The sequence below is a fragment of the Mesorhizobium sp. Cs1299R1N1 genome, from assembly GCF_037179655.1.
Lineage (GTDB): Bacteria > Pseudomonadota > Alphaproteobacteria > Rhizobiales > Rhizobiaceae > Mesorhizobium > Mesorhizobium salmacidum.
Genome location: NZ_JAPYKR010000013.1, coordinates 38,094 through 51,837 on the forward strand (window position 1 = coordinate 38,094; position 13,744 = coordinate 51,837).

General features: G+C 63.0%; 17 protein-coding genes and 2 tRNA genes. 7 read left to right on the top strand and 12 right to left on the bottom strand.

Going from position 1 to position 13,744, the window contains the following annotated elements:
- Nucleotides 1–185 precede the first annotated feature (185 nt).
- The 3 genes from O7A70_RS25675 to O7A70_RS25685 form a co-directional block, all read right to left on the bottom strand.
- Nucleotides 186–1,058 carry a ferritin-like domain-containing protein gene (locus O7A70_RS25675; RefSeq protein WP_140507448.1) on the bottom strand — a complete coding sequence of 291 codons (873 nt, stop codon included), beginning with the start codon at nucleotides 1,056–1,058 and terminating at the stop codon, nucleotides 186–188.
- 321 nt (nucleotides 1,059–1,379) lie between these two features.
- Nucleotides 1,380–1,456 (bottom strand) — tRNA-Arg (locus tag O7A70_RS25680).
- Between the two features lie 47 nt (nucleotides 1,457–1,503).
- A complete protein-coding gene (locus tag O7A70_RS25685) occupies nucleotides 1,504–1,809 on the bottom strand; it encodes an ETC complex I subunit (protein WP_015318428.1) in 306 nt (101 codons plus the stop codon).
- Between the two features lie 124 nt (nucleotides 1,810–1,933).
- On the opposite strand from O7A70_RS25685, the gene O7A70_RS25690 reads away from it, so the two are divergent.
- Both O7A70_RS25690 and O7A70_RS25695 read left to right on the top strand, forming a co-directional pair.
- Nucleotides 1,934–2,010 (top strand) — tRNA-Pro (locus tag O7A70_RS25690).
- Between the two features lie 122 nt (nucleotides 2,011–2,132).
- A complete protein-coding gene (locus tag O7A70_RS25695; RefSeq protein ID WP_337142888.1) occupies nucleotides 2,133–2,414 on the top strand; it encodes a hypothetical protein in 282 nt (93 codons plus the stop codon).
- 330 nt (nucleotides 2,415–2,744) lie between these two features.
- Here O7A70_RS25695 and hdaA read toward each other — a convergent pair whose 3' ends face one another.
- From hdaA to O7A70_RS25710, 3 genes are read right to left on the bottom strand one after another with little or no spacing between them, the layout of a single operon-like run.
- A complete protein-coding gene (hdaA, locus tag O7A70_RS25700) occupies nucleotides 2,745–3,449 on the bottom strand; it encodes a DnaA regulatory inactivator HdaA (protein WP_337143004.1) in 705 nt (234 codons plus the stop codon).
- Between the two features lies 1 nt (nucleotide 3,450).
- A complete protein-coding gene (locus tag O7A70_RS25705) occupies nucleotides 3,451–4,731 on the bottom strand; it encodes an AI-2E family transporter (RefSeq protein WP_337107979.1) in 1,281 nt (426 codons plus the stop codon).
- Nucleotides 4,706–5,260, bottom strand: a complete 555-nt coding sequence (locus tag O7A70_RS25710) for a CDP-alcohol phosphatidyltransferase family protein (RefSeq protein WP_337142889.1) — start codon at nucleotides 5,258–5,260, stop codon at nucleotides 4,706–4,708. Before O7A70_RS25710 ends, O7A70_RS25705 begins: the two co-directional genes overlap by 26 nt.
- 209 nt (nucleotides 5,261–5,469) lie before the next feature.
- On the opposite strand from O7A70_RS25710, the gene purM reads away from it, so the two are divergent.
- Genes purM through O7A70_RS25725 form a run of 3 tightly spaced genes read left to right on the top strand, consistent with a single transcriptional unit; the run spans nucleotide 5,470 to nucleotide 7,814 of the window.
- Entirely contained in the window at nucleotides 5,470–6,579 is a 1,110-nt protein-coding gene (gene purM, locus O7A70_RS25715) for a phosphoribosylformylglycinamidine cyclo-ligase (RefSeq protein WP_027144488.1), read from the top strand.
- Nucleotides 6,576–7,289, top strand: a complete 714-nt coding sequence (gene purN, locus O7A70_RS25720) for a phosphoribosylglycinamide formyltransferase (protein WP_337142890.1) — start codon at nucleotides 6,576–6,578, stop codon at nucleotides 7,287–7,289. Before purM ends, purN begins: the two co-directional genes overlap by 4 nt.
- Before the next feature lie 15 nt (nucleotides 7,290–7,304).
- On the top strand, nucleotides 7,305–7,814 hold the full coding sequence (locus O7A70_RS25725; protein WP_337142891.1) for a SixA phosphatase family protein: 510 nt from the start codon (nucleotides 7,305–7,307) through the stop codon (nucleotides 7,812–7,814).
- 37 nt (nucleotides 7,815–7,851) lie between these two features.
- Here the strand turns inward: O7A70_RS25725 and O7A70_RS25730 are convergent, their stop codons facing one another.
- The 4 genes from O7A70_RS25730 to O7A70_RS25745 all read right to left on the bottom strand — a co-directional run bounded on the left by O7A70_RS25730 (nucleotide 7,852) and on the right by O7A70_RS25745 (nucleotide 9,462).
- Nucleotides 7,852–8,094, bottom strand: coding sequence for a DUF680 domain-containing protein (locus O7A70_RS25730; protein WP_337142892.1), 243 nt, complete (start codon nucleotides 8,092–8,094; stop codon nucleotides 7,852–7,854).
- Between the two features lie 219 nt (nucleotides 8,095–8,313).
- Nucleotides 8,314–8,547 carry a DUF680 domain-containing protein gene (locus O7A70_RS25735; RefSeq protein ID WP_337142893.1) on the bottom strand — a complete coding sequence of 78 codons (234 nt, stop codon included), beginning with the start codon at nucleotides 8,545–8,547 and terminating at the stop codon, nucleotides 8,314–8,316.
- Nucleotides 8,548–8,988: 441 nt separating this feature from the next.
- Nucleotides 8,989–9,216, bottom strand: coding sequence for a DUF680 domain-containing protein (locus tag O7A70_RS25740; RefSeq protein ID WP_337142894.1), 228 nt, complete (start codon nucleotides 9,214–9,216; stop codon nucleotides 8,989–8,991).
- A 45-nt stretch (nucleotides 9,217–9,261) separates the two neighbouring features.
- On the bottom strand, nucleotides 9,262–9,462 hold the full coding sequence (locus tag O7A70_RS25745) for a DUF680 domain-containing protein (protein WP_337142895.1): 201 nt from the start codon (nucleotides 9,460–9,462) through the stop codon (nucleotides 9,262–9,264).
- Nucleotides 9,463–9,949: 487 nt separating this feature from the next.
- Between O7A70_RS25745 and O7A70_RS25750 the strand changes: the two genes are divergently transcribed.
- Nucleotides 9,950–10,627: a response regulator gene (locus O7A70_RS25750; RefSeq protein ID WP_337142896.1), complete on the top strand. Its 678-nt coding sequence runs from the start codon at nucleotides 9,950–9,952 to the stop codon at nucleotides 10,625–10,627.
- Nucleotides 10,624–11,982 carry a sensor histidine kinase gene (locus tag O7A70_RS25755; protein WP_337142897.1) on the top strand — a complete coding sequence of 453 codons (1,359 nt, stop codon included), beginning with the start codon at nucleotides 10,624–10,626 and terminating at the stop codon, nucleotides 11,980–11,982. The genes O7A70_RS25750 and O7A70_RS25755 overlap by 4 nt, the downstream gene beginning before the upstream one ends.
- 23 nt (nucleotides 11,983–12,005) lie before the next feature.
- Here the strand turns inward: O7A70_RS25755 and O7A70_RS25760 are convergent, their stop codons facing one another.
- Both O7A70_RS25760 and O7A70_RS25765 read right to left on the bottom strand, forming a co-directional pair.
- Nucleotides 12,006–12,884 (bottom strand): ABC transporter permease, encoded by an 879-nt coding sequence (locus O7A70_RS25760; RefSeq protein WP_337142898.1) that lies wholly within the window; start codon nucleotides 12,882–12,884, stop codon nucleotides 12,006–12,008.
- An 11-nt stretch (nucleotides 12,885–12,895) separates the two neighbouring features.
- Nucleotides 12,896–13,705: an ABC transporter ATP-binding protein gene (locus O7A70_RS25765; protein ID WP_337142899.1), complete on the bottom strand. Its 810-nt coding sequence runs from the start codon at nucleotides 13,703–13,705 to the stop codon at nucleotides 12,896–12,898.
- Between the last annotated feature and the right edge of the window lie 39 nt (nucleotides 13,706–13,744).

Sequence of the window (13,744 nt, forward strand, 5' to 3'; positions counted from 1 at the left end):
GCTAGACGCCCTTGGTTTTCCCATAACCGTTCGGTATGGAATTGGCGATCAGGTGAATGATTGTGACGTTATGGCCGCAGTGTTCACATCGGCAGGCGGCGGTTGAGCGGCGGCGCCATGAGGAAGGCGCGCCCCGAGTGCCGCTCCTGAGCTCGCCTGCGCGATCTGATCCCCTCGTGAGCGGCTCAGGTGCTCTTCAGCGTACCGTTCATTCCTTCCGGATAGAAGCCGCCCTTGCTCACGCCGTCCTTGTCGGTGAGATACACAATCCGTAGCACTTCCTGCGGCGTTCTGGTGAACGCGATCGCGTCGGGAGTCGAGGGTACGATGTTGGCTCTGCCATTCACCTGGATGCCCTGGTCCTTGTCTTCCGGCCCGTCGATCTTGTCTCGTGCATCGGAGACAGCGTTGGCGGCCTTCCAGGCCTTCTCTCCCTTCCGGTATAAGGTGGAACGCGCCATTCCCATATGGTAGGCCTCGACCGCCAATATGCCGGCAGCGGCGGCGAGGAATTCCTTGTTCTTCAGAACCGTCGCCGCACCGGCATAGGCGGTGACGCCAACATCCTCGAACAACATGCCGCCGAGAACGAAGTTGGTTTCGTCGCCGAAGGGATCGAAGTCCGGTCCAAGGCCAGCTGCCTCCGCGACAGCCTTGAATCCTGCATCGAAATCGATGGCCGGTCTGTCGACGGCGTTCTTTCCCAGCGTCTTGCGGTAGAACCGAACGTGCGCGAGTTCGTTTTCAGCAACTTCCTGCATGAATTCGCCGATGGCTGGGGTGTCGAACGACACCTTCTTTCCGCCAACGACCTCGCCGGGTTTCGAACCGGCATCGGCCGCGTCAATGCCTTTTCCGGTGGTGCCGCGCAGGTAGTATTCGGCCTCCATGTATTCCAAGTTGAGCGCAAAACGGAAAATGTCTTCGTCCTGCATTTTCTCCTGGGCATAGGCGCGAGAAACTGGCGCCACGCCCGTCGTCGCAGCGAGGCTGGCTCCCAGCCCAAACTGCAATGCCCGCCGACGAGAAAGGTGGAGTGAGGGGATGGCACGTATCATAGCTTTCTCCCAAAAGCCCGCCGGCATCACCTGTTGGCACCCGATCGCGGGCCAACTGCCCAAACTCCGCGATAGGAGGAATGTTCCTGAAGAAGCTCGGACTTTGTAGGAATCGAGGCTCGATCCGAGACCGGTGCGCATCGGCCGGCGCGCCTCAAGCAATGGGAGCATGGCGCCCGACCCGGCCTGCCCGCCAGCGGTCGAGACCGCATCATGGAAGGCGCAGCGCGCTGCGCCACCCTGATCGGCACGCGCTGGACGTTCCACAACAGCAGCGAGTTGGAACTTTTCACCCACAGCGGCACTAAGTAACTGAAATTGTGGCGATCCCGACAGGATTCGAACCTGTGACCATCGGCTTAGAAGGCCGGTGCTCTATCCAGCTGAGCTACGGGACCGTTGGCCGGCCAATGGGCCGGCTGAAATACTTGGCGCTGGCCGCCGGTCAATGCGTCCAGGGCGTCCTGCGGTCATAGCGGAAATTCTCCGCATAGGAAATCTGGCGGCGCTTGGTCTCTTTCGGCTCCTCGACGCGGAAGGCAAGCCCTTCCTTTTCGGCGTAGGCAACCGCTTCTTCGCGCGTGTCGAAGGTGAGCCTGATCTGGCTTCTCATGTCTCCCGAGGTGGTGTAGCCCATCAGCGGGTCGATCTTCTTGCGCATCTCGGGATCGAATTCCAGCACCCAATGGCCGGTCTTGGCCTTGCCGGACTGCATCGCGGTTTTGGCTGGGCTGAAAATGCGCGCGGACATGGCCACCTCTTTGTTGTGCGAGGCAGCGTCGCCGCCCGTAGGCCGTCATTACTGCGCATTGGCACCGGCGGCAAGGTTTTTGCACTTGCCATGTAGCACCGAAATGAATAGGCAACAGACCGTTCGGAGTGTAGCGCAGCCTGGTAGCGCATCTGGTTTGGGACCAGAGGGTCGGGAGTTCGAATCTCTCCACTCCGACCATTTCTCTCTAAAATGCGATACCGATGGCACCGCAGGGGTTTTGCCCCTATTCGCGTTTCACCATTTCAGGCTCGCGTCCCTCGCCATTGCCGGCCTAAGCTGCGGCAAACGGGGGATTTGCGGTGCTTGGGATCGATGCTTGGGTGTCGCTGTTCGGGCCGGCCTATTTTGCCTATGCGGGCGTGACGGTTCCGTTCATGGTGACGTGGGCGATCGCCTGCGCGGCCCTGGCGATGTGGAACAATCGCGAGAGCCGCAGACAGGCCAGGCTGGCCCCGGGCATAGCCGCCTCCCATTCCTGGCCCGCCACCATCGGGATGTTCGTGCTGGTCGCGGCCTGTTACATCGCCGCGCATTCCGCCGTCTATGTGGTGGTCCGGCATTTCGTCAGGCTATGGCTGTGACCGCAAGCTCACCGGCTGACGGTGCCACGTTCAGAGCACACCCTCGATATCGGTTTTCGAAAAATCGGCTCCGACATGTTTCGACGATGCGAGTGGTCCGTGTTGTTGGGTGAATGTCCGCTGCGGCGGCACCCGCTCGATACATTCTTGAAGGCAAGCTCGCCGGGCGAGAACCCCAACCGCCCTCATTCCCGGCGAGCCTACAACCTGATTTGGAACGCAATCAGGACCGGGGTCAGCCGGCAACCTCACGCTGCAAGACCGGTGCCAATCTTGTGTGCCAAAATGGGACCGAGGTGGAGACGGAGAATCGCTGGAGCCCTGAAGCCATCAAATCTCGAACTCACCCTGCCCCTCGTCCATGGCGCTCACGGTCTCGGCGGCCAGTGCCCTTGTGATCGGCATCTTGCGCTCCAGCGCGGTGCGATCCAGGCGCTCCACTACACGCATCGCGGTTGCCAGCGAACGCTCGATGCGCCGCACCAGATACTGCACGACATGCGGCTCGACCTCGACCTGCCGGTCGGCGAACAGCTTGGTGATGACGCCGGCGAGCAAGAGATCGTCAGGCTCGTGGATCTCGACGGTCGCCGCCGCCTTCAGCCGCGAGGCAAGATCAGGCAGCTTGACGCCCCAGGCCGACGGAAAGCGCCGCGCCGTCAGAAGCAGTGTCGAGCCAGCACCGCGCACGGTATTGATCAAATGGAACAGGCCTTGCTCATCGACCGCGCCGATATCGACATCGTCGATCAGCGCCGGCCGCGCACCGAGATTGGCGATGCTGTCACCCATGCGCCTGGCGTCGATGGCCACCGCGTTGGCGCGAGCACGCCAGATCGAGGCCAGATGCGTTTTGCCCGAACCAGCGGGGCCTGCCAGCACCACCACTGGTGCTGGCCAATCCGGCCAGCGGTCGACCAATGCGGCCGCCTGGTTGTTGGTGCCGGAGACGACCAGCTCGTCGCGCGAATAACCGGTGCCGTGGCCGAGATCGAGCGGCAGTTGGCGCGGCGGATCTGTTCGCTGGGCAGTCACGTCAACGACGCGGTTGCGTGCGATGGCCGCCACCGCGATCGGCCGGCAACGGCGGCGCGGGTGCTGTCGCGTGGCCCTTGTAGAGCGGCGATTCCAGATAGCGGGCGATGGCAAACCGCACCAGAACGGCAACCGCCGCGGATGCAGGGACGGCAATCAACAGGCCGACAAAACCGAACAGCGCGCCGAAGGCGAACAGCGCGAACATGAGCCACACCGGATGCAAGCCGACACTTTTGCCAACCAGCCTGGGCTGCAGGATGTTGCCTTCGACGAACTGGCCGATAAAGAAGACCACGGCAACGGCGACAATCATCGTCCAGTCCGGCCAGAACTGGACGAAGGCAACGCCGACGGCCAGCACCAGCCCGGTCAATGAGCCGACATAGGGGATGAAGGAGATCAGCCCGGCGAACAGGCCGATGAGGATGGCGAAGTTCAGCCCCGTCAGCGTCAGGCCGGTGGCATACATGGCGGCCAGCACCAGGCAGAGCGTGCCCTGGCCACGCACGAAGCCGGCGGTGGCGGTGTTGATGTCGCGCGCGATGGCGCGGACCGTCGCCACGTTGTCGCGCGGTACCCAGCTGTCGATAACCGCCACCATGCGATCCCAGTCGAGCAGCATGTAGAAGGCAACCACGGGCGTCACCACGAACAGGCTGACCACCGAGACCAGCGCCACGCCCGAACTCCAGATCGAAGTGAAAACCGTGGTGAGCAGGCCGAAACCGGAGGTCAGCAGCGAGTTCAACCCGTCGCGCAGGCCATTGGCGTTGACGCCGAATTTCTGTTCCAGCCACTTCGGATCAAAGGAGGTGATCAAGCTCTGCAGCCGCGTCAGGTACTCCGGCAGCTTGCCGGCGAAATCGGCCATCTGCGTCGCCAGCACCGGAATGAGGATGACGAAGGCCAGCACCAGCACGATGAGGAAGGTGATGAGGATGACCACGGTCGCCATGAAGCGGCTGAGGCCGAGCCGTTGCAGCCGGTCGGCGACCGGATCAAGGAAATAGGCAAGCACCATGCCGGCGACGAAGGGCAACAGGATGGCGCTGAAGACATAAAGAAAAAGCGCCAGGATCGCGGCACCCGCCAGCCAGAAGAAGATCTGGCGGCGGAACGTGGCCGACGCCTCGGCCTCCGCCGCCGTCTCGCCGGCCGGCACGACGACGACCGTCTGGTCGTCCACGGTCTTGCCCCGCGCCACCGCTTTGCGGGCGGCCGGCTTGCGGGCAGCCTTGCCGTCGATGGGCTTGTCAGCCTGATTTACCGCCTTCGCCATAGCCGCTCATATGCCTCAGCCAAGCCACGAGATAGGCCGCGGCCGAAGCCACGGTCAAGACCCCGGACAGCAATATGAGGGTGGGCCGCAGAGGGTCGAGGTGCCCGGCAAAGGCGAGTTCGCCCAGCACAACCGCCGCCAGCGCGATCTGTATGGCGGTATTGGCCTTCGACACCAGAAACGGCTTTATCTCGACGGGATGGCCGATCACCGTGGACAACAGGACCGCGCACACGATCAGCGCGTCGCGCGACACCATGGTGACGACCAGCCACAGCGGCAATTGCCCGATGAAGCCCATGACGACGAACACCGAAACCAAAAGCAGCTTGTCGGCGATCGGATCGAGATAGGCGCCGAACCTGGACTGCTGGTTGAAGCGGCGCGCGATGAAACCGTCGACACCGTCGGAAACGCCGGCAACGACGAAGCCGGCAAAAGCCCATTCCCAACGTGCCTGCAACATGGCCAGCACCACGGCAGGCACCAGCACAAAGCGCAGGATGGTGATTAGGTTGGGGATGGTCAACGCATTGTCCCGCCGTATTATGCCTCGGGATAGATGAGGGAGATGGAGGGCCGAGGCAAGGGAGAAGCAGGACGGGCCAGCGGCAGACGCAGTGCGCGATGCGCTGGCTATCCACGCTTTTGTCGACCAAACGGCGCCCGGTTCGGCCGTTATCCTTGCGGACCGAAACCGTTCATGCGAAGAGCCCGCAAACGAGCAGGAACATTGCGATGAGCAAGCGCGAAACCGGCCAGCATAAAACGGGCCAGAACAAAACGGCCAAGCGCAGAAACGGGCTCACCTATGCCGAGGCCGGCGTCGACATCGATGCCGGCAATCTCATGGTGGAGAAGATCAAGCCGCTGGTGCGCGCGACGCGCCGACCAGGCGCGGATGGCGAGATCGGCGGCTTCGGCGGCCTGTTCGATCTCAAGGCCGCCGGTTTCACCGATCCGGTGCTGGTCGCAGCCAATGACGGCGTCGGCACCAAGCTCAAGATCGCCATCGATGCCGGCAAGCACGACACGATCGGCATCGACCTCGTCGCCATGTGCGTCAACGACATCGTCGTGCAGGGCGCGGAGCCGCTGTTCTTCCTCGACTATTTCGCCACCGGCAAACTCGATCCCGAACAGGGTGCCGCGATCGTCGGCGGCATCGCGCAGGGTTGCCGCCAGGCCGGCTGCGCGCTGATCGGCGGCGAGACCGCCGAAATGCCCGGCATGTATCACGGCAAGGACTACGACCTTGCCGGCTTTGCGGTGGGCGCGGCCGAACGCGGGCAGCTTTTGCCCACGGACGACATCGTCGAAGGCGACGTGCTGCTCGGCCTTGCCTCCTCCGGTCTCCATTCCAACGGTTTTTCCCTGGTGCGCCGCATCGTTGCCGCGAGCGGCCTGGCGTGGAGCGATCCGGCGCCGTTCAACGACGAGGCGACTCTGGCCGAGGCGCTGCTCGAGCCGACCCGCATCTACGTGAAATCGCTCCTCAAGGCGATCCGCAACACGCACGGCATCAAGGCGCTGGCGCACATCACCGGCGGCGGCTTCCCGGAAAACATCCCGCGCGTGCTGCCCAAGGATTTCTCGGCCGAGCTCGACCTCGAAGCCATCGACGTGCCGCCGGTGTTCTCCTGGCTGGCCAAGACCGGCGGCGTGGCGCCGGAAGAGATGATGCGCACCTTCAACTGCGGCATCGGCATGATTTTGGCTGTCGCTTCGGGTCAGGCGGCGCAGGTTGCGGCCGTCCTGCAGGAAGCCGGCGAGACGGTGACGCCGATCGGCCGCATCGTGCCGCGCCGCGACGCCGGCGTCATCTATCGGGGCTCGATCGGCCTATGAGCGCGCGGAGGAAACGCACAGTCGTTCTGATTTCGGGGCGCGGCTCCAACATGACCGCGCTGATCGCGGCGGCCAGCGATCCGTCCTTCCCGGCCGAGATCGCAGGCGTCATCTCCGATAAGGCGGACGCCGCCGGCCTCGTCATCGCCAGGGCACGCGGCATCGCCACACAAGTCATTTCGCGCGCCGACCACGGGAGCAAGCAGGCGCATGACGCGGCGATCGACGCGGCACTCGCGGCCTTCAATGCCGACATCGTGGCGCTGGCGGGCTATATGCGCATCCTGACCCCCGGCTTTGTCCAGAAATGGCAGGGCCGCATGATCAACATCCACCCTGCCCTGCTGCCGGCCTTCAAAGGGCTCGATACCCATGCCCGCGCGCTGGCCGCCGGCATCCGCATTCATGGCTGCACGGTGCATTTCGTGACGCCCGAGATGGATGACGGACCCATCATCGCCCAGGCTGCGGTGCCGGTGATGGTCGGCGACAATACCGATACGCTGGCTGCCCGGGTGCTGAAGGCCGAGCATCGGCTCTATCCGCTGGCGCTTGGACTGGTGGCCGAAGGCAAGGCGCGCATGGAGGCGGGCCGCGCCGTGCTCGCCCACTTCGCCGACGATGCCGACAACGGCACCTCGGTGGTGATGGCACCCGACCCGCTGCGCGAGGAAGCCGACCTCGAGCATCTGGCGCGGATCACGCCTTAAGCCGAGGACACGGCGATGAAACAGCTGCTCCTCCTACGCCATGCCAAATCGAGCTGGGATGATCCTGATCTCGATGATTTCGACCGGCCGCTCGCGGAACGTGGGTTGAAGGCAGCCCGATTGATCGGCCGCGAGCTTGCCGCGCGCGACTGGCTGCCGGACCTTGCATTGGTGTCGCCGGCGCTGCGCACCCGCGATACGTGGCGGTTGGTGGCCGCGGAACTGCCCGCGCAGCCTCGGGTCGCGTTTGCCGAGGCGCTTTACGATGCCCCAGCGGCGGATATTCTGAGCCAGGTACGCAAAGCAGACCCGTCGAGCGGCTGCCTGCTGGTTCTCGGCCACAATCCAGGCCTGGAGGATCTGGCAAAACAGCTTGCCGGACCGGGATCGGAGGCGAAGGCGCGCAAGAGGCTCGAGCAAAAGTTTCCGACAGCAGCCCTCGCGCGCTTCGTCTTTGAACACGATTGGTCTGGCCTGTCGGCCGCCCGGCTGACGCACTGTCTGCGGCTGAAGGATCTGAGCTAGACGGGTGCGGCAGATCAGACCTGCCGCACCCCTGACATCAGTTGCCCCATATGCCCTGGCCGGGCTCCGGCCAGTCGATGCCGGGGTTGATCTTGGTGTCGGCAGCCTTGTGCCTGGTCATATTGGTGTTGTTGTCGACGGCGCCGGTGGCGGCGTGGTCCACGCCGGCGACCGGGGCGACCGGCTGGTTGGCATTGTCCGAGCCATAATGGTCGCTGCCGGCGAGTGCACCTCCGGTTGCGACGAGCATAGCGGCGGCAGCGAGAGCAAGTCTGTTCATTTCAATCTCCAGGTTCATCCGTTGGGCGGCGTCTTGGGAGGACGGTTCCGCTGAGGACAAGACCAGAAGCAGCCTGGTTTTATTCCTGAACGTGAAATGTTTTTGCCGACTGCGAGGATCGCCTGATACGGCCAATGCCCAGGGCTCATAAAAAAAAACAAGAGCGGCGGGCCAGGCCCACCGCTCTTTGACGTCGAGTTAGTCGAGGCCCGCGCGGGATCAGCGGCCCCAGTTGCCCTGGCCGGGGTCCGGCTGATTGGAATCGGGCGTCAGTTTGAAACCGCGGTGTTCGACCGGCTTGCGGATCGAAGCCGTATAGCTGTGGTCGATCCTGTCCGCAGGCGCGGTGACAGCCGGCTGATTGACGTTGTCCGAGCCATAGTGGTCGCTGCCGGCGAAGGCGCTGCCCGTGGCAACGAGAATGGCGGCGGCGGTAAGTGCGATCCTGTTCACTTTCTTTACTCCAATAGTTCTGGTCTGTCCGTCAAGTGGCGTGCCTTGGGAGGATTTCGCGTCGCTCGGACCACCTGCAAGTGGGTTTTTCGTTCGCCGGCTTCCAATCACGAAGATGTTCCTTCACGGCCCGATTCCGGACCTCAAAGGTCGACAAGGAATTTGAAAATAATGCGATTTTCATCAGCAATAATAGATAGTTACTGAATATCTCACGGGGCATTGCGTTGTATTTCGCCGAGCTTCGATTCGCGCTGCGCTCACGGCTCGTCAACATTAATTGAACCGATTGGTTCGATCCGTGATCAGCACGCGGGGGTGCGCCCGCTCGATGGTTGTCCGGCATGGCCGGCCCGGTTGGCTCAACCGGCCCCTCTGGCAAAAAACAAGAGCGGCGGGCCAGGCCCACCGCTCTTTGTCGTCACGCGATGCTTGAAGGGATCAGCGGCCCCAGATGCCCTGGCCCGACTGAGCAGGCACCTTGGCATTGGCGTCAGCCTGCGCCTTGTCCGCCTTCAGGATCGAACCGGTGCGGAAGGTGTCGACGTTGGAGGTCGACTGGCTGGCAACCGGCTGGTTGGCGTTGTTGGAGCCGTAGTTGTCGCTGCCGGCAAAAGCGGTGCCCGTGGCAACGAGGATGGCGGCGGCGGTGAGTGCGATCTTGGTCATTTCAAGTACTCCTGAATTCAAAGGTGGATGGATTGGCAGTCGCGATTAGCGGCCGAAGAGGTTGCGGTCAGCGCCCTGCGGAGCCTGGACCGACGCTGCCGTCGACTTCGAGGTCGAAGCGGTGACCGAATGGTCGACAGTGGCGGCAGGCTGGTTGGCGTTGGCCGAGCCATAATTGTCGCTGCCGGCAAAAGCAGTGCCCGTGGCAACGAGGATGACGGCGGCGGCAAGAGCGATCTTGGTCATTTTATTTACTCCAGAATTTCTTTGTTCTGTCCGTCTAGTGGCGTGCCCTTGGGAGGATTTCGCGTCGCTCGGACCACCTCCAGATGGGAAAGGCCTTTTGGTATTTCTAGTCGCATCGGTTTTGCAGCATTTCATTACATTATGGACAATGCATATTGCACCGCAGCATTTTGAATCTTCTTTATCACATGTTTTCAGATGGTTAGCGTTTCCGTCCCGGGCGCATGCCAGAGCAGATCGGAGGACATTGTTCACCGTTTGCGATACAATCCGTCAACCAGAACCGAACCGTTCGGTTCGATTTAATCTTCAAAACGGGGTGTCTGAGCCTGCAAAAATCGGATCCCGACCGCGGCCAAGCCGCATTTGCCTTGCGTTGCGATCGAGACTATCGATCATTTCGGGTCCGATTGCCGAATGGGCCGCCAATCGAGCCCGAGGCGGCCTTTGAGACCAAAAGTGGGCGGATGCTGGAACGGCAATAGACATGCGATTGCTGCTTGTGGAGGACAATCGCGAACTGGCGGACTGGCTAGGCAAGACCTTGCGCCAGGCGAATTATGTCGTCGACATCGTCCATGACGGCGAGGATGTCGAGCATGCGCTCGCCGCCGGCAACCACGCGCTTGTCATTCTCGATCTTGCGCTGCCTCGCATGGGTGGACTGGAAGTGCTGCGTATGCTGCGAACACGCGGCAACCGGGTGCCGGTGATCGTACTGACTGCCAATGCCAGCCTCGATGGCCGGGTCAAAGGCCTCAACGAAGGCGCCGACGACTATCTGCCGAAGCCCTTCCAGATCGAGGAGCTCGAAGCACGCATCCGCGTCCAACTGCGTCGCGCCAATGACCGGACGGCACCGGTCGTTGCCTGCGGCGACCTCATCTTCGACACCAACACCAGGCTGTTTTCGCTCGGCGGCGAGACGCTGGCATTGACGCCGCGCGAACATGCCGTGCTCGAGCAGTTGATGATCAAGGCGGGACGCACCGTGAGCAAGGCCGCCTTGTCCGCGGCGATCTATGACTTCGAGACCGACGCCGATCCAAGCGCCATCGAGATCTATGTGCACCGTGTGCGCAAGAAGCTTGAAGGCTCGCGGGTCCAGATCACCACTTTGCGTGGCCTCGGTTATCTCTTGCGCCACGATGACCTGGCGCCATGAGGATTAACAGTCTTCGCCTGCAATTGCTGGCCTGGGTGGTGCTGCCGCTGGTGGGGCTTGTCACGATCAATCTGTGGACCAGCCACGGCAATGCCTTGGCAACCGCCGATCTGGTCACCGACCGCATGCTGGTCGGGTCGGCACGGATGATCGCCGAGCAGGTCGCAATGACCGACGGAGTGATCAACGCCACGGTGCCGCCGGCAGCGCTCGAGATGTTCGACACCGGCGACCGCGACAGAGTCTACTATGGTGTCGAGACCGCGGGTGGGCGGCTGTTGACTGGCTATCCCGGGCTGCCCAAGACGCCCGGACACCCCAGTATGGAAGCGACCTATCGCGACCAGGCGCTGCGGCTGCTGACGTTTACACACGCGGTGGTCGGCGCCAGCGAAGACTCACCGATATCGGTCACCGTTGGCGTCACGCTTTTCGGCCACGACGCGATGGTGCGACATCTCTGGTTCAGCGCCTTCACACAGCAACTGACGCTGGTGGCGATTGCCGGTGTCTTCGTGCTGCTCGGCCTGCGGCGAGGGTTGGCGCCACTCATCAGGCTGCGCGACGCAGTGCGGTCACCGAAACGCAGCGAACTCGATCCCATCGAAGTCGCCGGTGCGCAGAGCGAAATCCGGCCGCTGGTCGATGCGCTCAACGCCTATATGGAACGGGTGCGGGCGCAGATGGCGGCGCAGCGCCGTTTCATCGCCAATGCCGCGCATCAACTGCGCACGCCACTGGCGCTGTTGTCGACGCAAGCGAGCTACGCGCTGCGCGAAACCGCCGTCGATGCGCGCCGCGAAGCGCTTGTCGCCATGCAGGCAAGCTCCGCCCGATTGGCTCGACTGGCCGAACAGCTCCTGACCTTATCGCGTGCTGAACCAGGCAGCCGGCGACCGCGCGCCGACCGCATCGACCTGACCCAAGCCGCGCGCCAAGTGCTGGAAACGCATGCGCCGAGGGCCATCGATCGCAACATCGATCTTGGGCTCGATGAGACCGGCGCCGTGCAGGTCATCGGTGACGGCACGATGCTGCGGGAGATGATCGTCAATCTGGTCGACAACGCGCTGCGCTACACACCGGCAGGCGGCAGCGTCACAGTAAAACTCGCCGCCGCCGATGGCGAGGCCGTGCTGACGGTCACCGACGACGGGCCAGGCATACCCGCCGATGAGCGCGACCATGTCTTCGAGCGCTTCTACCGGCTGGCCGGCGCGGCCGACGAAGGCAGCGGCCTCGGACTCGCCATCGTGCGCGAGGTGGTGGAAAATGCCGGCGGCCGCATCACCCTTGCGGATGGCGCGGCCGGCGGCCTGGTGGTCGAGGTGCGCCTGCCATTGGCCGGCGGCTAAGGGTACTGCCCGGTTGGATCTGCTTACTGCGTCTCGTGCAGTGGCTGCGGACGCCATTTCGCCAGCCGGTTCTCGACCATGGTCATCAGATATTCCGCGCCCAGCGCCACCACCATGATGATGACGATCGCCGCATACATGCCTGCGGCATCGAAGGAACCCTTGGCGATGTTGATCAAGAGCCCGATACCGTAGCGTGAGCCGACGAACTCGCCGACGATGGCGCCGATGATGGCGAAGCCGAAGCTGACGTGCAGGCTGGCGAAGATCCAGCTCATAGCCGACGGCACGATCACCGAACGGGTCAGCTGCCAGTCGGAGGCGCCGAGGATGCGGGCATTGGCGATCATCGCCCGGTCGGCCTCGCGCACGCCCTGGAAAGCGTTGTGGAAGACGACGAAGAACACCATTATGAAGGCCAGCGCCACTTTCGAAGCAAGGCCAAGGCCGAGGATCATGATGAAGATCGGCGCCAGCACCACGCGAGGGATGGAGTTGATCACCTTGATGTAGATGGAAAAGATGTCGGCGGCCATGCGGTTGCGGCCAAGCGCGACGCCGATGATGATGCCGGCAACCGAGCCTGTGACGAAGCCCAGGACGGACTCCTCCATCGTGACATAGAGATGGTACCAGAGAGGCCCTTCGGACGTGCCTTCCGTCGTCCATTCATAGAGCCTCTGCACGATCGCACTTGGCGTGGCGTAGAAGAACGGATCGATCAAGGCCTTGCGCCCGGCGATTTCCCAGGTGGCGAGGAAGACGATGAGGATGGCGTATCGCCAGAAGATCACTGTGCGGCGGCGATGCTGCGCAGCCTTGGCGGCGGCGGCTTCTATTTCGGCGTCCGAGGTTCCTGGCCTGAAGCTTCCTGCTCTGATGTCGATGGTGGCATCGGTCATTGTATCCTCCCTCACGCGGCAGCGCGGGCATAGCTGGTCTCGACCTCTTCCTTGAGATCGGCCCAGATGGTGCGCGAATAATCGATGAAGCTTTGCTCGTAGCGGATGTCGGCGACGACGCGCGGGCGCGGCAGGTCGATGGTGTAGACCGACTTCACCGTAGCCGGCCCAGCGGTCAGCACATAGACTTTGTCGGCCAGCGCTATTGCTTCTTCCAGGTCATGGGTAACGAAAACGACCGAGGCCTTGGCTTCGGACCAAAGACGCAGCAATTCCTCGTGCATGAGAACACGCGTCTGCACGTCGAGCGCGGAAAACGGCTCGTCCATCAGCAGGATCTCGGGGCCATTGATGAAGGTCTGCGCCAGTGCCACGCGCTTGCGCATGCCGCCGGAGAGCTGGTGCGGATAGTGATGTTCGAAGCGCCCCAGGCCGACGCGCGCAAGCCAGTCGCGCGCAGCCGCCATCGCTTCTGCCTTGGCCCTGCCACGGAAGAGCGGCCCAGCCATGACGTTCTCGATCACTGTGCGCCATGGAAACAGCGCGTCGCTTTGAAAGACGAAGCCGATGCGGGAATCGATGCCCTTGACGGGTGCGCCCATGACCCGGACCTCGCCCGCGCTTGGGCTCGCCAATCCGGTGACGAGGTTGAGGGTGGTGGACTTTCCGCAGCCGGTCGGGCCGACGACGGCGACGAATTCGCCCCGCTCTACGGTCATGGTGAAATCACGGATCGCGGTCAGCGACTTGCCGGTTGGTGACAGGAAGCGGCGGCTGACATTGATCAGCTCAATTGCCGGTGCGCTTTTTTCTTGTGCCATGCTGGGCTAACTCCGGGTTCGAACGAAGAACCGCCATCG